This is a genomic window from Nonomuraea fastidiosa (assembly GCF_042751225.1).
GTDB lineage: Bacteria > Actinomycetota > Actinomycetes > Streptosporangiales > Streptosporangiaceae > Nonomuraea > Nonomuraea fastidiosa.
Window position 1 is genome coordinate 5,879,877 of sequence record NZ_CP170570.1, and the last position, 24,526, is coordinate 5,904,402.

The 24,526-nt window shown below is 72.2% G+C and carries 19 protein-coding genes and 1 riboswitch; of the genes, 9 read left to right on the forward strand and 10 right to left on the reverse strand.

Translation table 11 applies throughout. The features are described 5' to 3' along the window. Positions 1-58 precede the first annotated feature (58 nt). The 6 genes from ACFMQL_RS27145 to ACFMQL_RS27170 form a co-directional block, all read right to left on the reverse strand. Positions 59-3,052, reverse strand: coding sequence for an FtsX-like permease family protein (locus tag ACFMQL_RS27145; protein ID WP_378787657.1), 2,994 nt, complete (start codon positions 3,050-3,052; stop codon positions 59-61). Further along, positions 3,049-3,861 carry an ATP-binding cassette domain-containing protein gene (locus tag ACFMQL_RS27150; RefSeq protein WP_364055216.1) on the reverse strand — a complete coding sequence of 271 codons (813 nt, stop codon included), beginning with the start codon at positions 3,859-3,861 and terminating at the stop codon, positions 3,049-3,051. The genes ACFMQL_RS27145 and ACFMQL_RS27150 overlap by 4 nt, the downstream gene beginning before the upstream one ends. Beyond that, a complete protein-coding gene (locus tag ACFMQL_RS27155; RefSeq protein ID WP_378787659.1) occupies positions 3,858-4,526 on the reverse strand; it encodes an ATP-binding cassette domain-containing protein in 669 nt (222 codons plus the stop codon). The genes ACFMQL_RS27150 and ACFMQL_RS27155 overlap by 4 nt, the downstream gene beginning before the upstream one ends. Before the next feature lie 253 nt (positions 4,527-4,779). Beyond that, positions 4,780-6,747: a PH domain-containing protein gene (locus ACFMQL_RS27160; protein ID WP_378787660.1), complete on the reverse strand. Its 1,968-nt coding sequence runs from the start codon at positions 6,745-6,747 to the stop codon at positions 4,780-4,782. 47 nt (positions 6,748-6,794) lie between these two features. Continuing rightward, positions 6,795-7,286: a PH domain-containing protein gene (locus ACFMQL_RS27165; protein ID WP_364055207.1), complete on the reverse strand. Its 492-nt coding sequence runs from the start codon at positions 7,284-7,286 to the stop codon at positions 6,795-6,797. After that, positions 7,283-7,510 carry a hypothetical protein gene (locus ACFMQL_RS27170; protein WP_364055204.1) on the reverse strand — a complete coding sequence of 76 codons (228 nt, stop codon included), beginning with the start codon at positions 7,508-7,510 and terminating at the stop codon, positions 7,283-7,285. The genes ACFMQL_RS27165 and ACFMQL_RS27170 overlap by 4 nt, the downstream gene beginning before the upstream one ends. Before the next feature lie 111 nt (positions 7,511-7,621). Between ACFMQL_RS27170 and ACFMQL_RS27175 the strand changes: the two genes are divergently transcribed. The 8 genes from ACFMQL_RS27175 (at position 7,622) to ACFMQL_RS27210 (ending at position 17,734) form a co-directional block, all read left to right on the forward strand. After that, positions 7,622-8,854, forward strand: a complete 1,233-nt coding sequence (locus ACFMQL_RS27175; RefSeq protein WP_378787663.1) for a sensor histidine kinase — start codon at positions 7,622-7,624, stop codon at positions 8,852-8,854. Further along, positions 8,851-9,522, forward strand: a complete 672-nt coding sequence (locus tag ACFMQL_RS27180) for a response regulator (protein WP_378787665.1) — start codon at positions 8,851-8,853, stop codon at positions 9,520-9,522. Before ACFMQL_RS27175 ends, ACFMQL_RS27180 begins: the two co-directional genes overlap by 4 nt. 568 nt (positions 9,523-10,090) lie before the next feature. Beyond that, positions 10,091-11,413 carry an NYN domain-containing protein gene (locus ACFMQL_RS27185; RefSeq protein WP_378787666.1) on the forward strand — a complete coding sequence of 441 codons (1,323 nt, stop codon included), beginning with the start codon at positions 10,091-10,093 and terminating at the stop codon, positions 11,411-11,413. A 144-nt stretch (positions 11,414-11,557) separates the two neighbouring features. Further along, positions 11,558-12,472: an NlpC/P60 family protein gene (locus tag ACFMQL_RS27190; RefSeq protein WP_364055194.1), complete on the forward strand. Its 915-nt coding sequence runs from the start codon at positions 11,558-11,560 to the stop codon at positions 12,470-12,472. Positions 12,473-13,418: 946 nt separating this feature from the next. Then, positions 13,419-13,582, forward strand: a riboswitch (cyclic di-AMP (ydaO/yuaA leader). A gap of 157 nt (positions 13,583-13,739) precedes the next feature. Further along, on the forward strand, positions 13,740-14,183 hold the full coding sequence (locus tag ACFMQL_RS27195; protein WP_364055191.1) for a C40 family peptidase: 444 nt from the start codon (positions 13,740-13,742) through the stop codon (positions 14,181-14,183). 73 nt (positions 14,184-14,256) lie between these two features. Then, entirely contained in the window at positions 14,257-15,075 is an 819-nt protein-coding gene (locus tag ACFMQL_RS27200; protein WP_378787668.1) for a hypothetical protein, read from the forward strand. An 11-nt stretch (positions 15,076-15,086) separates the two neighbouring features. After that, positions 15,087-16,637 carry a M48 family metallopeptidase gene (locus ACFMQL_RS27205; RefSeq protein WP_378787670.1) on the forward strand — a complete coding sequence of 517 codons (1,551 nt, stop codon included), beginning with the start codon at positions 15,087-15,089 and terminating at the stop codon, positions 16,635-16,637. Positions 16,638-16,645: 8 nt separating this feature from the next. Continuing rightward, positions 16,646-17,734, forward strand: a complete 1,089-nt coding sequence (locus ACFMQL_RS27210; RefSeq protein WP_378787672.1) for a glycosyltransferase family 4 protein — start codon at positions 16,646-16,648, stop codon at positions 17,732-17,734. 6 nt (positions 17,735-17,740) lie between these two features. On the opposite strand, the gene ACFMQL_RS27215 is transcribed toward ACFMQL_RS27210, so the two are convergent. Genes ACFMQL_RS27215 through ACFMQL_RS27225 form a run of 3 tightly spaced genes read right to left on the reverse strand, consistent with a single transcriptional unit; the run spans position 17,741 to position 20,804 of the window. Continuing rightward, the gene (locus ACFMQL_RS27215; RefSeq protein WP_378787674.1) at positions 17,741-18,658 is read right to left on the reverse strand and encodes a carbohydrate ABC transporter permease; all 918 of its coding nucleotides are present in this window, start codon (positions 18,656-18,658) and stop codon (positions 17,741-17,743) included. After that, positions 18,655-19,527: a sugar ABC transporter permease gene (locus ACFMQL_RS27220; protein ID WP_364055176.1), complete on the reverse strand. Its 873-nt coding sequence runs from the start codon at positions 19,525-19,527 to the stop codon at positions 18,655-18,657. Before ACFMQL_RS27220 ends, ACFMQL_RS27215 begins: the two co-directional genes overlap by 4 nt. After that, positions 19,527-20,804 (reverse strand): ABC transporter substrate-binding protein, encoded by a 1,278-nt coding sequence (locus tag ACFMQL_RS27225; protein ID WP_378787676.1) that lies wholly within the window; start codon positions 20,802-20,804, stop codon positions 19,527-19,529. The genes ACFMQL_RS27220 and ACFMQL_RS27225 overlap by 1 nt, the downstream gene beginning before the upstream one ends. Positions 20,805-21,281: 477 nt before the next feature. On the opposite strand from ACFMQL_RS27225, the gene ACFMQL_RS27230 reads away from it, so the two are divergent. Next, on the forward strand, positions 21,282-22,427 hold the full coding sequence (locus ACFMQL_RS27230) for a hypothetical protein (RefSeq protein WP_378787678.1): 1,146 nt from the start codon (positions 21,282-21,284) through the stop codon (positions 22,425-22,427). A 220-nt stretch (positions 22,428-22,647) separates the two neighbouring features. On the opposite strand, the gene ACFMQL_RS27235 is transcribed toward ACFMQL_RS27230, so the two are convergent. Further along, complete coding sequence (locus ACFMQL_RS27235) at positions 22,648-24,399, reverse strand: AMP-dependent synthetase/ligase (protein WP_364055167.1); 1,752 nt, start codon at positions 24,397-24,399, stop codon at positions 22,648-22,650. Positions 24,400-24,526 lie beyond the last annotated feature (127 nt).

The window sequence follows — 24,526 nt, forward strand, 5'->3', positions numbered from 1 at the left end:
CACGTCGGTCCGAGGGGTGACGGTCCGGCACGTCAGGCGGGGGTGACGGTCCGGCGCGTCAGGCCGGGGTGTCGCGGAGGCGTTCCACGCGGATGCCGCGCAGCAGCAGCTCCGACACCGCCGCCGCGGCCAGCAGGCTGAGCAGCAGGGCGGCGCCCACGACGAGCGCGACGGGCGCCGCCGCGATGTCGTGCGGCAGCGGCGGCGTGACCGGCGGCTCGGTGAACTGCGGGATGCGCCGCAGCGCCGCGCTCGCCGCCGCCAGCCCGGCGAGCAGCCCGGCCAGCGTGCCCGCCGTGACCGTGATGAGCTGTTCGAGCAGCAGCGCGACCCGCAGCGCCGACACCCGGGCGCCCGCCGCCTCCAGCGCGGCCAGCTCGTACGCCCGCCGCCGGGCCGCCGTGCGCAGCGCCAGCACCGTACGTCCGAGCGCGAGCGCCGCTGCGGCCAGCGCCGACACCAGCAGCAGCAACAGCGCAAGGCCCGGCCCGCGCGCCGCGAACGAGGCGGCCAGCTCGCTCGCGTGCCGCCGGCTCACCACCGTCAGCCCCTGCTCGGTCAGCGCCCGCTCCAGCGCGGCCACGTCGGCCGTCCGCGTCCACACCTGGAACTGGGCCTGCTCGTGCACGCCGTACGCCATCCTGTCGGCCTGCTCCAGGTCCACGATCGCGCCCGCGTCGGTCAGGCCGGGCGCGGCGGACGAAGTCGCGACGGCGTGGGCGGGTGCGGCGTAGCCGTTGTCCAGGCCGGGCAGCGCGCGGCTGCCGACGACCCCGACCACCAGGGCGGCCGGCTGGGGCCGGTAGGTGTCGGGGCGCAGCGTCTGGTTGCCGACCGGGGTGATGCCGAACGTGCCGCCGCGCTCGCGCGGGTTCTGGTCCACCCGCCAGGGCGGCAGGTCGAGGGCCTTCCAGCGGCCCTGGTCGCGTACGGACATGGCGGTGACGCGCACCCGTACGAACGCAGACTCCGCGTACTGGGCGGGGGAGATCGGCTCGCCCTGGAAGGCGCGCAGCTCGCAGGGCGACTCCCGGCAGATCGGCGGCAGGTTCCACGCGTGCACGCCGGAGCGCCCGCGCAGCTCGCCGAGCGGGATCAGCGTGGGAGTGCGCCGGTCGGGTACGCGCAGCAGCGCCGACAGCCGGATCGTCCAGCCCTCGGGCGGCAGGTCGTGGGCGACCGTCACGCGGAAGCGCTCGCCCTTCAGCCACACGCGCGGCGTTTGGGGGCCCTTCAGTCCGGACAGCGCGTCGGCCAGCGATCGGCCGCCCGCCAGCTCGGGACGCCAGTGGCCGACGGCGGCGAGCCGGTCCGGGTCGGTGGCGATGAGCTGCGGCGGCCCCGGCATCTTGATCACCGGCGCGGCCATGGTGCCCGACGGGTCGGCGGCGGCCACAGCGGCCATCAGCCGGCTCGGCTCGACCGGGCGTACCGTGATGGCGGTCGGCGCGCCGTTGTGGAACCTGGCCGCCTCCTCGTAGTCGCCTGACGTCGCGCTCCACGCCGACACCGCGAACGTCGCCAGCCCGAACGCCGTCCCCAGCACGATCACGCTGCCCGCCGTCACCGGGCCGCGCGCGACCTGCCGCAGCGCGAGGAACGGGCCCAGCCCGCCGCGCCGCCTGGTCACCCCGAACAGCCGCCCCGCCAGCACCGGAACCGCCCGGCTGGCCAGCAGCGCCGTGCCCAGCGCGATCAGGCCGGGCACCGCGAGCGCGCCCGAGCTCTGCCCTGACACGTCGGTGATGACGCCCGTGGCCAGCAGCTCGACCAGGCCGAGCGCGGTGATCGAGAGCACCGCGACGTCCAGCACCCAGCCCCGCGCCGACCTGCGCGGCGTGCGCCGCCACTCCTCCGTCACCGGGCGGGTCGCGGTGCGCCAGGCGGCCAGCGCCGCCGCCAGCACCCCGCCCAGCATGGCCGCCACCCCGGCCGCCGCCTCCGGCGGGAACGTGACCGGGATGCCCGGCGGCAGCAGCACCCTCGCCATCGCCTCAGCGGCCACCCGGCCGAGCAGCAGGCCGAGCGGCACCGCGACCGCCAGCAGCAGCGCCGGCTCGGTGAGCGCATACCGCCACACCCGCGCCCTGCCGTGCCCGCGCAGCCGGGCAAGGGCCAGCTCCGCGCTCCTCGCCCTGACCAGGTCGCCCACCGTCTGGAACAGCAGCATCCAGCCGAGCCCGACGAGCTGGGCCACCACGAGCAGCGTCGGGACGCCGAGCGAGCCGGTGCCGGCGGTCAGCCGCTTGAGCGTCTCGGCGATCCGCGAGTACACGATCGCCTCGCTCTCCCGGCCCGCCTGCTCCGCGCTCGCCTGCATGGCGGCCAGCTTCGGCACGTCGTCGCCCTCGACGCGGGAGGGATCCACATAGACGATGCCGTAGTCGGTCCAGCCGTTCGGCCGGCCCGAGGCGTCGGTGCCGCCGCCCAGCGCGTACGTCTGCAGCCGGGTCTCCGGCACCGTGAACAGCGCGTCCGCCTTGCCGTCGCCCGGGTCGCCCGTCGTGGAGAACAGCGTGCGGCCGAACCAGAACGGGTCCGTCGGCGAGCCTGGACGGTACAACCCGACGACCGTGAGCGGCGCGGGCACCCGCCGGTTCGCACTCTGCTCCATCTCGACGATCGAGCTGAGGCGCAGCCGCTGCCCCACCGTGAAGCCGGACGCCTGGCTCGCCATCACCTCCCTGCCCGCGCTCGGGCAGCGGCCCTTCGCCAGCGTCAGGTGCTCGCACTGGCCGTCCTGCCAGATCAGCGTGTAGACGGCCTCGTCGTTCACCCGGCCGCTGGTCGTCTCCATGCCCAGGATCGGCGGTGCGGTGAAGCCGGCGCCCGCCGTGAACGCCGCCAGCTTCCCCTCGATGTCGCCCGTCTTGGTGGTGTAGCGCCAGCCCCGGCCTTCGAGCGGCGCCGTGGTCAGCGCGTTCCTGGCGATCGCCGTGCGCGCCGCGGCCGAGTAGACGGGGCCGGCGGCCGCCGACGCGATCGGCACCACCGCGATGAGCAGCACGACCAGCGAGAGCGTGCGGCGCTCCCACAGACCCCGCAGGATCACGGCTCGGCCCTCCTGAGCGCGATGCCGTCAGGCAGCTCCTCGATCCGCGCCATCGAGCCAGGGGGCAGCAGATGGTGGTACTCGGGCGGCACCTGGACCCCGCCTTCCCTGCCCACCACCACGAAGTCCTCGCCGCGGCGGCCCTCGGCGCCGACCCGGCCGTCCCTGATCGTCACCGTACGGCTCAGCGCCGCGCTCACCGCCGTGTCGTGCGTGACGACCACCGCCGTCGTGCCCTCGGCCGCCGCCGCCCGCTTGATCAGCTCGACCACCCGCGTTCCGGACTCCTCGTCGAGCTGGCTGGTCGGCTCGTCGGCCAGCAGCAGCCTGGGCCGGTTGGCGAGGGCGACCGCCAGCGCGAGCCGCTGCTGCTCGCCGCCCGACATGCGCCCCGCCGGCCGGTCGCCGGCGCCGTCCAGCCCGACCAGGCGCAGCAGCTCGCGGGCCCGCCGCCGGTCCCGCTTGACCGCACGCTGGGCGAAGGCGACGTTCTGAGCGGCGTTCAGGTAGCCGATGAGGTTGCGCGCCGGGTTCTGCAGCACCATGCCGATCCTGGACGCCCGCAGCCGGTCCAGCCTGCGCTGGTCGAGGCGGCCCATGTCGATGCCGTCCAGCCACAACCGGCCCGCGCTCGGCCGCAGCAGCCCCGCCAGCAGCCACAGCAGCGTCGACTTGCCCGCCCCCGACGGGCCCAGCAGGGCGACCGTCTCGCCCTCGTTTATCACCAGATCCACATCGCGCAGCGCCACGACCTCCACATCGCGCGCCTTGTAGATCTGCACGATCCCGTCGCATCTCACCAGGCTCATGAACTGCCCTTCCCGGCACGGGGCGGCGCGCCGGCGCGCAGGTTGACGACGCGGTCGCAGCGCTCGGCCACCTCGGGGTCGTGGGTCGCGATCACCAGCGTGGTGCCCTGCCCGGCCGCCGCCAGCAGCTCGTCCAGGACGATCTCGCGATGGTCGGGGTCCTGCTCGGCCGTCGGCTCGTCGGCCAGCAGCACCCGGGGCCGCAGCGCCAGCGCCCTGGCCACCGCCACCCGCTGCTGCTGCCCGCCGGACAGCTCCTCCACCAGGTGGTCGGCGAACTTCGCCACCCGTAATCGCTCCAGTGCCTCCGCCGCCAGCCGCATCGCCTCCGGTGGCGGGATGCCCGCGGCGCGCAGCGCGACCTCGACGTTCTCGGCCGCCGTGAGCAGGCTCAGCAGCCCGTACGACTGGAACACCAGGGCCAGCTCGGCCCGCAGCTCCGGCTGCGCGTCCAGCGGCACCCCGTGCACCAGCACCCGGCCCGCCGCGGGCGGGAGCAGCCCGGACAGCGTGGTCAGCAGCGTCGTCTTGCCCGAGCCCGACGGGCCCATGAGCGCGACGCGTTCGCCGGGGAAGAGCTCCAGCGTGAAATCGGAGATGATCGTGCGGCCGTCGGCGCGGCAGGCGAGGGCGCGACACGCGAGCGCCGGTCCTCCAGTCGTCACGCGCGGATCATCCTCTGGCGGAACGAACCCCGTCAACGGTTAAAGGGGCTGCAACCCGGTTGCAAGTCGGACAAATAGCGTTATCAGGGCAGGCGCCTGAGCCGCGCGATCGCGTTTGCCCAGTACAGGGGCATGGGCAAACGCTGGGGGATCGCGCGGCTCGTCTGCTTTCCCGCGCCTGCTCACGGCGTCTCGGCCGGACCTTCAGCGGCTTACGGAGCTTGGCGGGTCTCTACGGACCCCGGGTGGGTCCCTACGGCGGGTCCAGGGTGAGGCCCTCGATCGTGTCGGGTGAACTTCGTGGACCGGGCGGGACCCTCGGACGCACGGAGGTGCGGCGGTCGCTCGGAGCCTCGCGGACGAGGAACGGGTCGAGCAGGCCGGGGACGGTGGCGGCGGCCAGGTCGAGGCCGTCCGAGCGGCCCACGTCCACCACCTCGTAGTGGCCGCGTCCCGCCGCCGTCGTGGCCGAGACCGTGAGCAGGCCGGAGCGGCGCTGGAAGAACGTCTCGGTGAACGTCCAGCCCGCGACACCGCGCCGGTCGAGCGCGACCGTGCGCCGCACCACCGCACCCCTCCTGGTGATCAGGTGGCGAGGGCTCAGCGCGTGACCGAGGTTCGCGGCACCCGCCACGGCCAGCCACAGCCCGTACGCCAGCACCGCCACCGGCACGGCCACCGCCGCCACGATCCAGCCCCCGCCGATCGCACCTGCGCCGATCCAGTCCCCGCCGATCGCACCTGCGCCGACCCAGCTTCCGCCGATCGCATCGTCGCCCATCCCGCTACCGCCGACTGAGCCTGCGCCGACCCCGCTCTGGCCGCTCATACCCGCGCCGATCAGGCCCTCGGCCCACGGCACGGCCCCCGCCCGCACAGCCACCACCAGCCCCGCCGACAGCATCGCCACGGCCCCGGCCGCCGCCAGCGCCCGTACCACGCGCCTGCGCAACGCGGCGACCGGATGCCGCACGGGCGCCACCAGGGCCCGAGCCAAGTCGCTCTCCTCCGCCACCGCCGCCACTGCCGCCGAGCCCGGCGCAGCAGCGGTGCCCGGCCGCTTGGGGCCGCCCGGATGCGCGCCTTCGGACGCAACCCCCTGATGCCCGGGCAGCGGCCCGTCGCTGAGGCGGTCGGGCGCGGGCATGCGGGGTGGAAGGCCGGGCGCCGGTGCGAGCCCTGGACGTCCAGACACGGGGACGGGCGCCCACGCCCGGTCCAGCGCCTCGGGCGCGGGCACAGAGGCGAGCGGGCTGTGCGTCGCGACGGCGGTGGCGATGTGGAGGGCGGTGGCGCGGGGGAGTGGCGGGGTCAGGGCGGCGGTGTCCTCGGTGTCCTCGTCGTCGGTCTTGGCCAGTCCCGTGGCGATGGTCTTGACGCGGGCGGCCCCGGCCAGGCGCAGCAGGAGGGGCTCGTGCAGCTCCACCCCGCGCAGGCGGCGTTCCTCCAACGTCAGCGAGCGGGTGGTGAGCAGGCCGCGCCGGAGCCGGATCCTGCCGGGCTCGCGGTCGAGCCGGTAGCGGCCCCACGACTCGGCGAACAGCAGCATCGCGCCCGCCACCCCCACCACCACATGCACAGCGAGCAGCAGCGGGATGGCGAGCAGCGGCTGCGTCACGACCCACTCCCACAGCTCGCGCGCCAGCCGGGTGGTGACATTCTTCAGCCCGAACGAGTCGAACATCTTGAACAGCGCCGCGAGCAGCGCCGCCGTCCCGGTGAACGTCCACACCGACAGCGGCGCGTACCTGATCCACGACCACCGCAGCTCGGCGAGCGGCCCGTCGCAGGATTCGGCCGTCTCGCCCTGGTGCAGCAGTGCGCGGCGCAGCACCTCGGCGTCGTGCCGGGTCAGCGGGTCGAGCGCCAGCTCAGGTTCGTCGCCCGCGTGCTCGCCGGTGCCGACTTTCACCACGGTGAGCCCGAAGACGCGGCGCACGGGGTCGGCGCGCAGATCGACGCTGCGCACGCGGTCGCGGGGGATTGCGCGGTGCCGCCGGGTGGTGATGCCGGAGCGCAGCTCCAGCCGTTCGGGGGTCAGCCGCCAGCGGGTGGTGCGCAGCCTGAGCACGTCGTACGCGACCGCCGCCGCCACGATCAGCACCGCGGCCCCGGCGCACGCCGCGACGACGCCGCCGGGCGGCAGGTCAAGGCCGGTGAGCAGCCGTACGAGGCCGAACGCGGCCCCCGCCGCGACCGCCAGCGACTTGACCCCGGTCACCCACAGGCTCCGCCGCGAAACCGTCCGCCACCGCGTCGAAGGCCCGTTCACGTCGCGTCCCCCGGAGTGGCCTGGGTGCGGGCGGTGAGGTGGTCGGCGAGGTCGGCCGCCAGCTCGTGGCCGAGCCCGCCGATGGTGATCGCGCCCGCCGACGACGCGGTGGTGACGGTGACGTCGGCCAGCCCGAACAGCCGCTGCACCGGCCCACGCGCGGTGTCGACCCGCTGGATCCTGGACATCGGCGCCACCCGCCACCGGTGCGTCAGCAACCCCGTACGGGTGTAGACGGCGTCGTCGGTCACCTCCCACCGCTCCACCCGGTAGGACACGCGCGGCGCCACCACGGCCAGCGCCAGGCACCCGAGCGCGAAGACCGCCACCAGCGCGCCCAGCCAGCCGGGCCGCGAGGTGAACAGCGCGTACGCCGCCACCGCCGCGCCCGCCAGTGGCGCCATCAGCATGAGCCACTGCACCGTCCACCACGAGACCGCCCGAGGGTCGGCCTGGTGGCGCGGCGGACGCAGCCCGGTCGCGCTCATCCGTCCTCCTCTTCCCGCCGCAGCGACCCGGCCGTGGCCAGCAGCGCGACCCCGAGCACGCCGATCACGATGGACGCGAACACCTCATATCCCTTGAGCACCGGCAGGACGTTGACCACGAGCAGGCCGTCCGCCCACTTCCACCAGCCCCACACGGCGTCGGCCAGGCCGGCGACCCCTTGCAGGAGCAGCAGCCAGCCCGCCACCGTCAGCACCGCTTGCATGCCGCCAAGCCTGGCCCGGCCGATGCGGCGGGCGCGTCGGCCGTAGGTCTCGTCAGGTATCGACTTTGGTCGCTGTCGGCGCACCCCCGGTAGGGCCTAACCTCGATGAACGTGACGGAACTGCGGGGAGACGAGGCGCCCGTCCACGCATACCGGTGGGCCCTGCCGTCGGTGCTGCTGGGCGACGCCCGCGACGGCGGGCGCGTGCGGCGCTCCACTCGCGACTGGATCGTCGACATCCTCATGTTCCTGGCCGCCTGCTTCATCACCTTGGTGTCGCTTGGCGAGCTGGAGAAGCAGCCGACGTCCGAGCCGCTGATGGCGGTGGAGCAGGTGGCGGGGGCGCTGGCCTGCGCGTCGGTGTGGCTGCGGCGCCGCTGGCCGGTGGCGCTGTCGCTGGTGCTCGCGGTGCTGTCGTCCTACCTGGAGCTGGTGGGCGGGGCGTGCGTGGTGGCGCTGTTCACGGTGGCGGTGCACCGGCCGTTCAAGATCTCGGCGCCGATCGCGCTGATCAACTTCCTCACCCTGGCCCCCTACGTGGTCCTGCGCCAGCAGAGCGACGACGACCGGGCCTGGGCGCTGGCGCTGGGCGTGACGGTCGTGCTGATGGTGTTCGCGTGGGGCGTCGTGGTCAGGGCGCGGCGGCAGCTCGTCTGGTCGCTCAGGCAGCGCGCGGAGAGCGCCGCCCAGCAGGCCAAGCAGCTCGAACGCGAGCGCATCGCCAGGGAGATGCACGACGTGCTGGCCCACCGCATCTCGATTCTCAGCCTGCACGCGGGCGCGCTGGAGTTCCGTCCCGACGCGCCGCCGGAGGAGATCGCCAGGGCGGCGGGTGCCATCAGGACCAGCGCCCACCAGGCGCTGCAGGACCTGCGCGAGGTGATCGGCGTGCTGCGGCACGGCGAGCCCGACGCCGACCTGGTGCCCGACCGGCCGCAGCCCACGCTGGCCGACCTGCCGGCCCTGGTCGAGGAGTGCCGCCAGGCGGGCATGGACGTCCGGCTCGACCTGCGGGCCGGCGGAGTGCCCGAGGGGCAGGGCCGCAACCTCTACCGCATCGTCCAGGAGGCGCTGACCAACGCGCGCAAGCACGCGGGCGACGTCCCGGTGACCGTCACCGTCGGCGGGGAGCGCGGCAAGGAGCTGACGGCGGAGGTGCGCAACCCGCTGGCGGCGCGCCACGGCGCCCGCCTGCCCGGCGCGGGTGCCGGGCTCATCGGACTGACCGAGCGTGCCGAGCTGGCGGGCGGCCGGCTCGAGCACGGTCCGACGCCGGAAGGAGAGTTCGTGGTACGCGCCTGGCTGCCGTGGCCGGTGGAGGCGACCAGGGAGGAGACCTCATGACCACACCCGCCGACGGCGGTCCCATCACGGTGCTCATCGTCGACGACGACCCGATGGTGCGCGCCGGGCTGACGATGATCCTCGGCGGCGCCGGCGACATCAAGGTGGTGGGGGAGGCGGCCGACGGCTCGGAGGTGCCGCCGCTGGTCGCCGAGCACCGGCCGCGCGTGGTGCTGATGGACATCCGCATGCCGGGCGTCGACGGGCTGACCGCCACCGAGGCGCTGCGCCGCACGTCCGCGCCGCCCGAGGTGGTGGTGCTGACCACGTTCCACGCCGACGCGCAGGTGCTGCGGGCGCTGCGGGCGGGCGCATCCGGGTTCCTGCTCAAGGACATCGCGCCCGCCGACCTGGTGGCGGCCATCAGGAAGGTCGCGGCGGGCGAGCCCATCCTGTCGCCCGCGGTGACCCGCCAGCTCATCAGCCACGTCTCCGACGGCGGGGCGGACGAGCGCACCGCGCGGGCCAGGAAGCTGCTCGCGCGGCTCAGCGAGCGCGAGCTGGAGGTCGCCAGGGCCGTCGGGCAGGGGAAGTCGAACGCCGAGATCGGGCGCGAGCTGTACATGAGCGTGCCCACGGTCAAGGCGCACGTCTCACGCATCCTCACCAAGCTCGACCTCAACAACCGCGTCCAGGTGGCGCTGCTCGTCTACGACGCGGGTTCGTAGCGGGCTCGCGGCAGGTGCGGCGGACGCCGGCGCGGCGCATGAAGCCCGGCTCGCCGGGGGTGAAGACCGTGCGGTGCAGGGCCGCCCTCAGCGGCGCCGGATCCGGCTCGAACCAGAGCGCCCGTGGTGCTGGGATCCCAGCTTTTTCGCGCACCAGGCGCATCAGCCCGCACCGTGTGCGCAGGTCGTCGTCCGGAAAGCCCGGAACCGCCTGCGGCGCAGGTGCCAGGCGGGCCGCACGGCGGGTGTCACGGCCGTCCCGACCGGCGGTGGAGAGAAGGGTCTCGCTGGACAGGCCGTTCTCCGACGGCCTGGTGAGCTCCGAGACCGGCGCGTCCGCGCCGGCCTTCTTCGGGAGCCGGGCGTTGGCGCGTTCCCGCAGTTCGGCCAGGTCGCGGGTGGAGGTGCGAAGCCGCCCGGCGACGACGGACCTCCCGGGCGGACACGGGGCCCATGACGGTCATAAAGCGCCTAGCGAGCGCTTGTCCACCTTGGGGCGGCCGTTACGGTCAGGTACGCGACGGCCGTACCCTTGTCTGAAAGGGCATGTCACGAAGGGACAAGTGGGATGAGTTCAGCGGGTGAAGGCCTGTCTCGCCCGCTTCCCGAGCAGGTGAGGCTCAACGTCGTGGACCTGGCCTCTCAGGTCCTCGGCTCGATGCCGCCTGCCGCCATCCCGCCACCCCTGCGTGGCATCGCCAAATTCGATCCCCGTAAGCGCGCGAAACTCGGCAGCGCGCCCATCGCGGCACAGCTCGAAAACGACAAGAAGTTCCGCGAGCTGGTCGCCGAGTCCGTCGCCGCCGGCTGGCCGGAGCTCGTCGCCGCGCTGGCCGAGGGCAACGTGCCACCGGCGGCCGATCCCGTCCTGGTGGCGGCGGCAGCCTACCTGACCCGGCCGCCCGGTTGGGCGGAAATGATCGAAATCGCCCGAGCCGACCTCGAACGTTCGGCCGTGGCGGCGGAGGACTCCGAGCGCGAGGAGGCGGTCGCCCGCCTGCGCGAGCAACTCGCCGCGCAGAAGAGCGCCGCGAAGGAGGAGGCCGACCGGCTGCGCGAGCAGCTCAAGGCGGCCCGCGCGGAGAACTCCGACCTGCGCCGCAAGCTCCACGACGCCCGCGAGCGCGCCAAGGCGGCCACCCGGCGGGCCGAGGAGATGGAGCGGGCGGCCGAGGAGGCCAGAGCGGCTGCCTCCCACGCCGGCAGCGGCGCCGAGGCCGAGCTGCGGCGGCTGCGCGAGCGCCTCGCCGACGTGGAGAAGCAGCTCGAAGCATCGCGCCGGGCCGCACGCGAGGGCAGGAGCATCGAGGACGCCCGCATTCGCGTGCTGCTCGACGCGCTCCAGGACGCCTCCGCCGGGCTGCGCCGCGAGCTGGCGCTGCCGACCACGATCAGCCGGCCCGCCGACTCGGTCGCCGCGATCACCGGCGAGCGCCCCAGCGTGCGCGGCGTGCCCGCGCGCGCCCTGGCCGACGACGACCCGCAGCTGCTCGACCAGCTCCTCGCGCTGCCGCAGATCCACCTCATCATCGACGGCTACAACGTCACCAAGACCGGCTACGGCACCCTCACCCTCGCCGACCAGCGCACCCGCCTGATGAACGCGCTCGGCGGCCTCGTCGCCCAGACCAGGGTCGAGGTGACGGTGGTCTTCGACGGGGCCGAGCTCAACGCGCCGGTGCAGGTGGTGGCGCCGCGGGGGGTGCGCGTGCTGTTCAGCGCGCCGGGGGAGATCGCCGACGACCTGATCCGCCAGCTCGTACGCGCCGAGCCGCCCGGCCGGGCCATCGCCGTGGTCTCCTCCGATCGGGAGGTCGCCGACTCCGTACGGCGGATGGGTGCGAGACCCGTTCCGTCGGGATTGCTGCTGCGCCGGCTTAGCCGCGCATAATTACGAATTGGTGCGTTTAGCCTTACCTCACGCGCCACTTCTGTACTATTTCGCCCCAGATTAAGATCCCTGGGAGGCGATACAGTGAGGTGTGGCCGGGTGCCGATGGCCGCGGGTCTCGCGTTCGGACTGATGCTGACTCCGATGGGAGCGGCCCTCGCTGATCCCAAACCCACGATCGCCCAGGCGAAGGCCAAGCTGGAGAAGCTCAACGACAGGGCGGACAAGGTCGTCGACCGCTACAACACCGCCACCGAGCGCTACAAGAAGGCCAAGAGCACCTACACCAAGCTCGACACGAGCTACAAGCGCAAGCTGGCCACCGTCGCCGACCTCCGCACTCAGGTGGTCGGCATGGCCGTCGACAGTTACAAGCTGGGCGAGGACCTCACGTCCTGGCCTGGAATCTTCGGCTCCAACGACCCGCAGGGCAGGTTGGCCGGCCTCGCCGTGGCCGGGCAGCTCGCCCAGGAACGGCTGCAGAAGCTGGCGGCCTTCGACCGGGAGAACCGGGGCCTGAAGATCGAGCGTGACAAGGCGCAGAAGGCGCTCAAGGAGGCCGACAAGGAGCGCGACGCCGTCCAGAAGGAGCGCGCGGAGGTGCTCAAGCTCATCGCGCAGCAGAAGAAGCTGCTCGACAGGCTGGGCGCCTACAACCCGGGCAACCCGAACAGCACCGGGCTCAAGTACACCGGGCCCGCCTCGGGAAGCGCCGCGGCGGTGCTGCGGTTCGCGTACGCGCAGATCGGCAAGCCGTACGTGTTCGGCGGCACCGGTCCAGGCGGGTACGACTGCTCGGGGCTCACTCAGGCGGCGTGGGCGGCCGCGGGCGTGCGGCTACCGCGGACGACCTGGCAGCAGTGGGCGTGGGGCGCGAACCGGCGGGTGTCGCTCGACGACCTCCAGCCCGGTGACCTCATCTTCAGCGAGGGTTTGGGGCACGTCAGTATTTATGCGGGCAACGGGCAAATCGTCCACGCGCCGCAGACGGGTGACGTCGTCAAGGTGGTCAAGCTTTCCGCGTACGGCCGCCGCCTCGTCGGCGCGATCCGCCCGTAAGGCTGACGTGGCGGGGTGACCCGCCTGGTTGCACCCGTTTCTCAAGGGCCTGCCCGCTCGTACGAAGGTCTGCGACGTAGCGCGCAGCCTCTATGAGCGGGCCGGCCGCTTTTGTCAGCGCTCCTCCAAGGCCATCGCCCGCCCATTCGGCCGCTCCGCGGGGCGGGGAACCGGCTTCGGCCGGTCTGCGGGGTTCGGCCGGTCCGGTGGGGTGGTGAACCGGCTTCGGCCGGTCCGGTGGGGTGGTGAACCGGCTTCGGCCGGTCCGGTGGGGTGGTGAACCGGCTTCGGCCGATCCGGTGGGGTGCGATCCAGCCGAGTGGCAGGGGGATCTCGGGCTTGGTGACGAGGCCGGTCCGGCGGGGCGGGGAACCGGCCCGAAAGCCTGCCATCCGGCCGTTTTCGATCGGTCACCATGTGGAGCCGCTATTCCTTTTAGTCGCCGTTCTTCGATGTGTGAATCGCGTCGCTCTCCTTCTACTACGCCACTTCGTAGGGAGCGTGGTGGCGACGGACTTGATCAGTGGCCACGGGCGTGATCTTGCTGCTAGGGCCTGTCGGAAATCGGGGAAATTTCGGAAGTTACGCCTGTCACAACAACCGTTCGCGCAGGCCGGAGATCGCGCGGGAACGATGTTCACGTTTGTGACCAAGGTGACAGTTGTGGCGGATGGGACCTTACACAGCAGCGGGAAAAGAATTGTGAGTGAGGTCACATTTTGGTCACGGGGCCTGGGGTCCCAGCAGCGGTTCTGAGTCTGACAAATACCCCTATCTGATCTTTACAGCATTACTCGGGCTTTGCCGATTCGTGACCGTTCGGCGTAACTTCTGGCGTCGCGGCGGACAAGCCATGTCGTCGCGAACCGATCATCGGTCCCTCCCGATGTGAGACAGCTACATATCCGCCGGTCGGCCCCGACATCCCCATCGCACTCATCGATCGGGGCGCGACCTGCCGAATCCGTGCAGACAGGAGGCACGGAGCCGGGGACCCAGCGATCCCACGTCCCCAAGGGATCAGGGGTGAATCGGCGCGCCATCGCGCCGTAGGGCGACTTCCACGCCCGAATCCGTCAGCTAACCCGGTAGGCGTTCGTGGAAGACCCAAGGAGAAATCCTGTCTGAATCCCTGCAGAACCCCCGCCTGTCCCGCCTTGCCCTGAGTGGTGTCGCACTCACGTTGACTGTGACAGCCGGAGGTATGGTCCTCCATGCCCCCGAGGCTCAGGCGGCGACGACCCGCGAAGCCAGTGCGGCGGCCGGAATGACGGTGAAGGCGGCCACCACCGCCCGCACCGCCATCTCGGCCAAGGCCCGCAAGAGGGCCGCCAGAGCCGCCCTGCAGAGGGCGAGGGCCAGCAAGGCCGTCGCCGTGGCCAAGAAGCAGATCGGTGACCCGTACCGTTACGGAGCCACCGGACCTGGTTCGTTCGACTGCTCCGGTCTCGTCCAGTACGCCTGGAGGAAGGCCGGCGTCAAGCTCCCGCGCGTGGCGAGCAGCCAGTTCGCCCGCGTCAGGAAGAAGGTCTCCTGGCGCAACCTGCAGCCTGGTGACCTGATGTTCTTCAACGGGCTCGGCCATGTGGGCATGTACGTCGGCAAAGGCAGAATGATCCATTCACCTCGGACGGGTGAACGGGTACGCATCGACAAGCTGAGCGGATGGCGTAAGGCGTCCTTCGTCGGCGCCGTCCGTCCCGGCGCGTGAAGAAGCCCCGTGCGGATCCTCCCCGATCCGGACGGGGCTCTCGCGTGTCAGGGGACCACCTACCATCGGGGCTGTGCCTGAGCAGGTGAGCCGACGTGCCCTGGCGGCCGGGCTGGTGCTCGCCGCCGCCTCGCTCGCGTCGGCCGCCGCCCCGCTGCCCGGCGCGCCGATCCTGCCCCAGCCGGTACGCGACCTGTGGCCGGGCCCGCACATCGTGCGCCGCGGCACATGGTCCACGGTCGTGGGCCACGACGCCACGGGGCTCGGCGAGCTGGCGCGCAGGGCCGACACGGCGAGCCGAAGGGTCTCGGCGGTGCTCGCCCGCCCCGTACGCCCCCTGATCGTCGTACCGGCCGATGCCCGCGAGGCCGCCGCGCTGGCCCGGGTGGGCGGCGTGGACGGGCTCGCAGCGGTCGCCGACGGCGAACGGGTGATCGTCGTGCCCGAGTCGTTCGCCAGGCTCAACCCCACGGGCAGGGACGTCGTCCTCGCCCACGAGCTCACCCATGTCGTCGCCGGCACCGGCGGCCTGCCCGTCTGGCTGTACGAGGGTTTCGCCGACTACGTCGCCTACCGCGACGCCGGGCTGCCCGTGACGACGGCCGCCGCCGAGCTGGCCGCCGAGGTACGGGCCGGCCGCCTCCCGACCGTTCTGCCCGGACCTGCGGCTTTCGCGGCGAACGGCGGCGACCCTGCCGCGCTCGCGCGGGCGTACCAGGAGGCCTGGCTGGCGTGTCGCTTCCTCGCTGACCGGTTCGGTGAGGGGACCCTGGTGAGGCTCTACCGTGCGGCCCGCGTACGCGGGACCGATCGGGCACTCGCCGCGCTCGGGCTCTCCGTCGCGACGCTGACCGCGCGGTGGCGCGCGTACGTGCGGGATCAGCTCGTGTGAAGGGGAGGCAGATGAGCGAACGACAAGACCCGGACGACCGGGAGACGGACCGCCAGGAGAAGACCCAGGGGGCGAAGGACGGCGCTCGCGCGGCGGAGGAGGCGCTGGCCACGGTGGGCGCCGCCCACCCGCCGGGCGCGCCCGCCGCGAGCGGCGCCCAGGACGCGGAGGCCGCGGGCAGCGGCACGCGGGCCCAGGACGCGGAGGCCGCAGGAAGCGGCACACAGACGAACACGCCGGCCTCGGACGGAGGCGGCGGAAAGGAGCACGTTCAGGCCCTGAGCAGCGGGAAGGGTGCGGGCATGGACGAACGCGGAACCACCACCCCGGCCCTGCGCCGCCAGGCGGCCCTGGCGCTGGTGCTGCTCGGCATCGTGATCATCGCCGTGGCCGCGTTCACCACGCCCTGGGACGTGCTGACCGGAGGCCCGCCCGACCCGGCCCGCGACTTCACCGCCGCCCAGATCGCCAGGGGAGAGGCGTTCGACGCGGCGACCAGCCTGCCGAGCTACCTGTCGCTGGCGCTCACGCTCATCTTCGCCGGGGTGCTGGTGGCCACCCCGTTCGGCGCGAAGGTGCTGACCTGGCTGAGGGGCCCGTGGTGGCTGCGGGTGATCCTCGGCACGGTGGTGATCACGGCGATCGTCGAGGCGCTCAGGTGGCCCCTGGGCATGTGGTTCGAGACGATCCTGCGCGAGTACGGCCTGTCCACGCAGGACTGGGCGGGCTGGACGGCCGACCGGCTGAAGAGCCTGGGCGTGGAGACGGGCCTGCTCTGTCTCATGCTGCTGGTCCTGGTGGCGCTGGCCCGCAAGGTGCGGCGCTGGTGGATCCCGGCGGCGGCCGGGGCGTTCGCGTTCACGGTGGCGGCGTCGTTCGTCTACCCGGTGGTGTTCGAGCCGCTGTTCAACGACTTCACCTCGATGCCGCAGGGCACGCTGCGGACGAACCTGCTCGACATGGCCGCGCGCGACGGCGTGCCGGTGAAGGACGTGCTGGTGGCCGACGCCTCGCGCAGGACGACGGCGCTCAACGCGTACGTGTCGGGCTTCGGCGCCACCCGCAGGATCGTCGTCTACGACACGCTGCTCCAGGCCCCGCAGAAGGAGGTGGAGCTGGTCGTGGCGCACGAGCTGGGCCACGCCAAGTACGACGACGTGCTGCACGGCACGCTCATCGGCGCGCTCGGCTCGGCCTTCGGCGCGATCCTGCTGTACGTGATCTTCGACCCGCTGCGGCGGCGTACGAAGGTCATGTCGATCACCGATCCGAGGGCGGTCGGCGCGCTCATGGGGCTGATGACGATCGGCGGGTTCCTGCTGGGCCCGGCTCAGAACCTCATCAGCCGCCACATCGAGGCCAGGGCCGACGTGCACGCGCTGGATCTGACGCGGGATCCGGCCACGTTCATCGCCATGCAGAAGCGCCTGGCCACAACCAACATTTCCGACTTGACGCCGAATGCGGTGGAATATGTGCTCTATGCCTCCCATCCGTCAAGTCCCGAGCGCATCGCCATGGCCCGCGCGTGGGCGCGGCTGAACGGCGTACCCCTGCCGTGACACATCCCGTGCTCTTCGTCACGAACGACTTCCCGCCCCGCACGGGCGGGATCCAGTCGTTCGTGCACGGACTGGCGCTGCGCACGCCAGGCGTGACGGTCTACGCCCCCGCCTGGCCGGGCAGCGCCGAGTTCGACCGGCGCCAGCCGTACCGTGTGGTGCGGCACCCGACGCGCCTCATGCTGCCCACCCCGGCCGTCGCCCGCAGGGCGGCCGGGCTGGTCGCCGCGTGCGGCGCGCGGACCGTGGTGTTCGGGGCGGCGGCGCCGCTCGGCCTGCTCGCCCCGCGCCTGCGCCGGGCGGGCGCCGAGCGGATGGTGATGCTCACCCACGGCCACGAGGCGTCGTGGGCGAGCGCGCCCGGCTTCCGCTCGGTGCTGCGCAGGATCGGGGAGCACGCGGACGTGGTGACGTACCTGGGCGACTACACCCGCGCCAGGCTCGCCGCCGCCATCCCCCAGGACAAGCTGGTACGGCTCGCGCCCGGCGTGGACGTCGAGCAGTTCCGCCCCGCCCCGGCCGACCGGCCGGCCAAGGCCCGGCTGGGGCTCGCGGGCCGCCCGGTGGTGGTGTGCGTGTCGCGGCTGGTGCCGCGCAAGGGCCAGGACCGGCTCATCAGGGCCTGGCCGCGGGTGCTGCGCTCGGTGCCGGACGCGGTGCTGCTGCTGGTGGGCGGCGGCTCGTATCGGCGGACGCTGGAACGGCTGGCCGCCGGGCACGAGTCGATCAGATTCGCGGGCACGGTCCCGGCGGCCGACCTGCCCGGCTACTACGCGGCTGCGGACGTCTTCGCGATGCCGTGCCGCACCCGCCTGCGCGGCGTGGACGTGGAGGGGCTCGGCATCGTGTTCCTGGAGGCGTCGGCGACCGGGCTGCCGGTCATCGCGGGCCGGTCGGGCGGCGCGCCCGATGCCGTACGTCCCGGCGAGACCGGCCTGGTCGTGAACGGCGAGGACCCCCGCGAGATCGCCGAGGCGGTGATCGAGCTGCTCACCGACCCCGACAAGGCGCGCAAGATGGGCGAGGCCGGCCGCGAGTGGATCGCCGCCGAGTGGTCGTGGGACCAGGTGGCCGCCCGCTTCCGCGCCCTGCTCTGACGAGCGTCACCCCTTCGTCGACCCCAGCGTCAGACCGGCCACGAACTGCTTGTGCAGGAGCTGGAAGACGATCAGCGTCGGCAGCGCCACCAGCATCGCCCCGGCGGCCAGCAGGTTGTAGTCGGTGAAGAACTGGCCGCGCAGGTTGTTCAGCGCCGAGGTGACCGGCAGCTTGTCGCCCGACGACATCAGCACCAGCGCCCACAGGAAGTCGTTGTACATCCAGGTGAACTGCAGCGTGCCCAGCGCCGCCAGCGCCGGACGGCACAGCGGCAGCGTCAGCGTCCAGTACCGCCGCCACACCCCCGCGCCGTCCACCAGTGCCGCCTCGGAGATCTCCTCCGGGATCGTGCGCATGAAGTTCGCCAGCACGAACACGCAGAAGCCGAACTGGAACGCCACGTGGATGAGGATCAGCCCCAGGTAGGAGTCGTACAGCGACTGCGAGTCCGACAGCCACGCGGGCAGGGGCACCATCGTGTAGAGCGTGTAGAGCGGCGTGATGAGCACCTGCGGCGGCAGCAGATTCCCCGCGGTGAACACGATCAGCAGCGTCTTGCGCCCCGGGATGCGCAGCCGGGCGATCGCGAACGCCGTGAACGAGGCCAGCAGCAGCGTCACCAGCACGCCCGGCACCACCACGTACAGCGTGTTGAGGTAGTAGCGGGGCAGCTCGGCCTGCGTCCACGCCTGAGCGTAGTAGCCGAGCGTCAGGCTCTCCGGCAGCGAGAAGTAGCCCAGGCGGGCGGTCTCCTCGTACGGGCGCAGCGAGGCGTACACGGCGAGCGCCAGCGGCAGCAGCCACCCCAGCGCCACCAGCACCAGGAACGCGTGCAGCAGCACCCGCAGCGGCCGGACCGGGCGGCGCGCCGGCGGCGTGACCGCCTGCGACGGGGGAGCGGACGCGGGGGCGGTGACCGTCATCGCTCCTCCTTGAACAGCTGCGACAGGTACGTGGCGATGAACCCCAGCGAGATCACCAGCAGGATCACCGCGATCGCCGAGCCGAACCCGATCCTGCTCGCCTCGCCCACGATGTTCTCCGTGACCAGCACCGACAGCAGCTCAAGGCCGTTCCTGCCCTTGTTGATCGCGTAGACGATGTCGAACGCCCGCAGCGCCTCGATCACCGTGATCACCAGCACGATCACGTTGACCGGCCGCAGTGTGGGGAGGATCACGCGGAAGAACGCCTGCCGCTCGTTCGCGCCGTCGATGGCCGCGGCCTCCTTCAGCGCCGGATCGACCGCCTTGAGCCCGGCCAGGTAGATGATCATGACGTATCCGACGTGCCGCCAGGCCGCCGCCACCATGACCACCCAGATGTTGATCGACCGGTCGCCCAGCCAGTCCACGCTCAGCCCGGTCACCGCGTTCAGCACGCCGTAGTCGGAGGAGTAGACGAGCTGGGCGATGAAGCCCACCACCGCGAGCGACAGCACCACCGGCATGTAGAGCGCGCTCTGGTAGAACCGCGACAGCCGCAGCCGCCGGTCCAGCAGCACCGCGCAGAACAATCCGAACGGCGTCGCCACCAGCCCGAGGAAGGCCAGCCACAGCACGTTGTTGCGGACCGCCGACCAGAACGGCGGATACTCCGCCGCCAGGTCGTGGTAGTTCCGCCCGCCCACCCACTCGATGGGCCCGATGCCGCTCCAGCTCGTGCCGGACAGCCCGATGGAGGCCAGCGTGGGCCCCCAGATGAGGCCCACGTTGACGGCGATGGCCACCCCCAGCCCGATGACCAGCACGGTCACGTCGCGGGCGGAGTAGCGACGGGTCTTGACGGCCATCAGCGGAAGATGTTCGCCTTCTGCTGCTCGATGCCGGCCAGCAGGGAGTCGATCTCGTTGGGTTTGTCGATGAACGTCTGCAATGACGGGATCATCACGGTCGAGGCGAAGTCGGGCCGGGTGTCACGGTCGAGGAACTGCGCGATGTGCTTGGCCTTCGACACCAGCTCCGCGCCGCGCTTCTGCAGCGGGCTGTAGCCGGAGGTGTCGGCCTTGGAGCTGGCGGCCAGCGTGCCCGGGTCCATCTTCGTGGCGATGTTCTGCGAGGACGCCTGCGCGAAGTGCTTGAGCAGGGCCTTGGCGCCCTCCACGTTCTTCGCCTTGGCGGAGATCATGTAGCCGTCGATGGGCGCGTCGATCGAGTCGGTGCCGTACGCCGGGTTGATCTCCGGGAACGTGAAGAAGTCCAGGTCGTCCCGGTCGGCCTCGGGGAACTGCTGGGCGACGAACATCCCGAGCAGGTACATCCCGGTCTTCTTCTGCGCCAGCGACTGACCGGCCTCCTGCCAGGTACGTCCCAGCGCGGCCGGCTGGTGGAACTCCATCAGCCCCCGCCACGTGTCGAACACCTGCTTCACCCGGGGGTCCGTCCACGACTCCTTGCCGCCCATGAGCGAGATGTGGAAGTCGTAGCCGTTGATCCGCATGTTGAGGATGTCGAACGTGCCCATCGCCGGCCAGCCGTCCTTGTCGGCGAACGCGATCGGGATCAGGCCGTCGGACTTCATCTTCCTGCACAGCGCGGTGAGCTCGTCCAGCGTCGCGGGCGGCTCGTAACCGCGCTCCTCCCACACGCTCTTGCGGTAGAAGACGGCCCACGGATAGTACGTGAACGGGACGAAGTACTGCTTGCCGTCCACGCCCGTCGACTGATCCTTGAACGCCTGCGTGTAGTCCGCGCCGATCTCCTGCCACACGTCCGAGATGTCCACCGCGAGGCCCTGCTGGGCGAAGAACTGCATCCGGTACCCCGCGAACCAGGTGAACACGTCCTCCGGGGTGCCGCGCAGGTAGCGGTTGATGTTCTCCTGGAAGGTGTTGTGATCGACGGTGTTGATCCTGGTCGTGGCCTGGGTGAACCCCTTGACCACGGCTTCCAGCGTCTTCTTGGGGATCTCGTCGGAGGCGTTCGAGCCGATCGTGACCGTGCCCAGATCGCCGCCTCCTCCTCCGGGCGATGGGGCGTCCGAGCCGCAGCCTGTCAGGACGGCGGGAACGCCGAAGGCGGCGGCTCCTAAGAGAAGATTGCGACGGGAGATCGGCGACGGTTGGTCCATGTGGGTGCCTCCTTGCCGGACCCTTCAGATTCCCCCGAGTTCGCTCACTTTCCTTCATCGAAAAGCCCACATTTCGGACTGTCAACGCACGGTTTCATGACAAATTCCGAAACGCTCAAACTCGCCGCGCCGAGGCAGGGGCGCGACGGCCGCTGCGATCACAGCACGCTCCGCCGCCGCGCACCAGGCCCCGCCCAGCCCTCGGCCGGGTGTGGAACCCGCGTGCGGGCTGAGCCCCGTCCAGCCCTCGGCCGGCGTGACGGCTGCGTGCGCTTGGGGCGGTCGGTGGCCGCCCGGTGGCGGGACGGGCGGGTGTGTGGCGGCGATGTCGTGAATAATCCGCCTATGCTCTGGCGACCTGTGCCGGTGGTTCCGGCGGTAGTGGCGGTGCTTGTCAGCTTGGCCGGATGTACGCCGGCCGCACCCGGCTCCGCGGCGCCCGCAGCCACTCCGGGCCAGGGGAGATCCGACGGCTCAGTGGCCGACTGTACGAAGGCGGGGGCGCGGGACTTCGACGGTGACGGCCGGGACGATGTGGCCGTCGGCAACAGGGCGCTCACGGGCGGCCAGGTCTCCTTGCTGACGGCGGGCAGGCTCGTCCCGCTCGCCATCCCCGACGAGGCGGCCGACGCCATCGGAGCGTCGGTGACGCTGACCCGGGTGGACGCCGACGGCTGCGCCGACATCGTCGTCGGAGCCCCGTACACGAAGGTGGACGGCAAGGGCGGCGCGGGCGCGGTCTACGTCCTGTACGGCGGCGGCGCCCGCCCGTACCGCAAGATCGTCTCGCCCGAGCCGCAGCAGAACGCCAGGTTCGGCAGCTCGGTGGCCGCGTACGGCGGCACGATCGCGGTCGGAGCGCCCATGGAGAAGGAGCGCGACGGCGCCGGCGAGGCCGGGGCCGTGTACGTCTTCTCCGGCGCGGCCGCTCCTCGCCGCATCACCCAGGACACCGACGGCGTGCCGGGCAACAGCGAGAAGGGCGACAACTTCGGCGAGTCCCTGGCGCTCGGCCCGCTGCCGGACGGGCGGCTGCGGCTGATCGTGGGAGCGCCGCGTGAGCGCGCGGACGGCCCGGGGCGGCAGCGCCGGCTCAGGTCCGCACGGAGCACGGGCGCCGTCACCGTGATCGACGACGTACGTGCGGAGAAGCTTGCCGCGGTCAAGTACGACGGAGAATCGGAGGAGTGCGGGTATGGCGCGGCAGTGGCGCACCTGCCCGGCGGCCGATGGGCGGTCACCGCGCCGCGCTGCGGCATGGCGTACATCAACGACCGGACCGGCCCCATCAGGAAAACCGGGTGCCGGGCCTGCGCGGCGTCCAGCCATCCGATGTCGGCCCTGGCCGTCTCCCCGGACGGACGCCTGGCGGTGGCCTGGGGCGACTCGGCGACGGTGCTGTCTCCGGACGACGAGCGGGGCGCGGGCGACCAGGTCGTGCCCACCCTGCCCGGCGGTGACTGGCCGGTCGCCTTCTACGGCTCCGAACTGGTCTTCGGCCGCCCCAGGGACACTCCGCCGCAGTCGGTGACCGTCTACGACCCGGCGACGGGCAAGCACGAGGAGGTCGGCCCCGAGGGCGGCCCCGGCGACGTGGAGGGCATCGGCGAAGCCCTCGGCTGACCACTTCCGGCCGCCCGCCATCGACCATCCGGCCTGCTGCGAGATCCGCCGCCGCCCGCTACCTGCCGTGTTGCCGGCGGTGGCGTTCGGGCGGGCGGCTCTCTGCGCCCAGCCGGCCGTGGAAGGGCGATGCACCGGTACTGCGATCGCTCCGCGGAGCGGCCCCGGGCTCCCGGCTCGAGGCGCGTTGCCGGGCGACGGCCCGCTCACCGGGCGCCATCTACGACTGGGAGTCGTAGATGGCGTCGATCTCCTTGGCGAAGTCGCGCATCACCAGGTTCCGCTTGACCTTGAGTGTGGGCGTGAGGTGGCCGCTCTCCTCCGTGATGTCCGCGTCGAGGATGACGAACTTCTTGATCTGCTCGGCCTTCGACACCAGCGCGTTCGCCCGGTCCACCGCCGCCTGGATCTGCGCCAGCACCTCCGGGTCGGACTTCAGCGAGGAGACGGTGGCGCCGTCCGGCAGGGCCTCGGGGTCGAGGGTGATGAGGGCGGCGACGAACGGCCGCCCGTCGCCGATGACCATGGCCTGCGAGATCAGCGGGTGGGCGCGCAGCGCGTCCTCGAGCGGCCCGGGGGCGACGTTCTTGCCGGCGGCCGTCACCAGGATCTCCTTCATCCGCCCGGTGATGCGCAGGTAGCCGTCGTCGTCGAGCTCGCCCACGTCGCCGGTGTGGAACCAGCCGTCGGCGTCGATCACTTCGGCGGTGGCCTCCTCGTTCTTCCAGTAGCCGTGGAAGACGTTGCGGCCCTTGGCCAGGATCTCGCCGCTGTCGTCGATGCGTACGGTGACGCCGGGCAGCGGCTTGCCGACGGTGCCGATCTTGTTGGCGCCCGGCAGGTTGACCGAGACGGGCGCGGTGGTCTCGGTGAGCCCGTACCCCTCGAAGACCTCGATGCCGACGCCGCGGAAGAAGTGGCCGAGCCGGTCGCCGAGCGCGGAGCCGCCGCTGATCGCCGCGGAGAGCCGGCCGCCGGTGGCGGCGCGCAGCTTGCCGTACACCAGCTTGTCGAAGATCGCCCGCTGCAGCCGCAGCCCGAGCGGCGCGCCGCCCGAGCTCTCGGCCTTGCTCCAGGCCACCGCGACGTCGGCGGCGCGGGCGAAGATCTTGCCCTTGCCGCCGGTGATGGCCTTCTGCTCGGCGGCGTTGTAGACCTTCTCGAACACCCGGGGCACGCCCAGCAGAAACGTCGGCTGGAAGCTCTGCAGGTCGGGGGCGACGTTCTTCATGTTGGGCGTGTGGGCGATGATCGCGCCGGCCTCGACGAGCGCCACCTGGATGATGCGGGCGAAGATGTGCGCGAGCGGCAGGAACAGCAGCGCGGCCGGCTGCTTGCCCGCGAACAGCGGCTCCAGCGGCCCGCGCACCACGTTGCGCGCGGTGAACAGCAGGTTGTCGTGAGTGATCCGGCAGCCCTTGGGACGCCCGGTGGTGCCGGAGGTGTAGACGACGGTGGCCAGGTCGGCGGAGGTGACCTGCTCCCTGCGCGCGGTCACGTCGGCGTCGGTGACGCCGCCGGTCTCCAGCGTGGCGTCCACCCGCCACAGCGACTTCAGCTCGGGCGCGGCCTCCTTGACGGCCTGCTCGTGCGTGTCGAGCTCGACGAACGCGGCCTTGGCCGCGCTGTCGGCGAGGATCCACCTGATCTGCTCGACGGAGGAGGTCTCGTAGATCGGTACGGTGACCGCGCCGATCGTCCAGAGGGCGTAGTCGATGAGCGTCCACTCGTAGCGGGTGCGCGACATGAGCGCGACCCGGTCGCCGTGCTCGATGCCCGCCGCGATGAGGCCCTTGGCCAGCTCGGCCACCTGATCGCGGAACTCGGCCGCGGTGACGGCGGGCCAGCCCGACTCGGTCTTGCGCCGCATGACCACGGCGCCCGGCTCCTGCTCGGCGCGCCGGAAGACGGTGTCGGGCAGGCCGGCGTCGACAGGCACATCGACCAGGACGGGGACGCTGTACTCGCGCACGAACTCAACTCCTCTTCGGGCTCCGCCTGGACGTTACCGTCTGAAGTTACGCGCCGGTAGCTTTGTCATTGAGGCGTTATGAAGGGTCTTTCACACACGCTAGCAAGCCGGAGCCGGTCCCGCGGTG

What these genes read in the sequence shown, in the direction of transcription:
- ACFMQL_RS27165 (WP_364055207.1), bottom strand. Translation starts at nt 7,286, where the DNA reads ATGAGCGCGACCGGGCTGCGTCCGCCGCGCCACCAGGCCGACCCTCGG.
- ACFMQL_RS27180 (WP_378787665.1), top strand. Translation starts at nt 8,851, where the DNA reads ATGACCACACCCGCCGACGGCGGTCCCATCACGGTGCTCATCGTCGAC.
- ACFMQL_RS27185 (WP_378787666.1), top strand. Translation starts at nt 10,091, where the DNA reads ATGAGTTCAGCGGGTGAAGGCCTGTCTCGCCCGCTTCCCGAGCAGGTG.
- ACFMQL_RS27215 (WP_378787674.1), bottom strand. Translation starts at nt 18,658, where the DNA reads ATGACGGTCACCGCCCCCGCGTCCGCTCCCCCGTCGCAGGCGGTCACG.
- ACFMQL_RS27195 (WP_364055191.1), top strand. Translation starts at nt 13,740, where the DNA reads ATGACGGTGAAGGCGGCCACCACCGCCCGCACCGCCATCTCGGCCAAG.
- ACFMQL_RS27170 (WP_364055204.1), bottom strand. Translation starts at nt 7,510, where the DNA reads ATGCAAGCGGTGCTGACGGTGGCGGGCTGGCTGCTGCTCCTGCAAGGG.
- ACFMQL_RS27150 (WP_364055216.1), bottom strand. Translation starts at nt 3,861, where the DNA reads ATGAGCCTGGTGAGATGCGACGGGATCGTGCAGATCTACAAGGCGCGC.
- ACFMQL_RS27225 (WP_378787676.1), bottom strand. Translation starts at nt 20,804, where the DNA reads ATGGACCAACCGTCGCCGATCTCCCGTCGCAATCTTCTCTTAGGAGCC.
- ACFMQL_RS27205 (WP_378787670.1), top strand. Translation starts at nt 15,087, where the DNA reads ATGAGCGAACGACAAGACCCGGACGACCGGGAGACGGACCGCCAGGAG.
- ACFMQL_RS27220 (WP_364055176.1), bottom strand. Translation starts at nt 19,527, where the DNA reads ATGGCCGTCAAGACCCGTCGCTACTCCGCCCGCGACGTGACCGTGCTG.
- ACFMQL_RS27190 (WP_364055194.1), top strand. Translation starts at nt 11,558, where the DNA reads ATGGGAGCGGCCCTCGCTGATCCCAAACCCACGATCGCCCAGGCGAAG.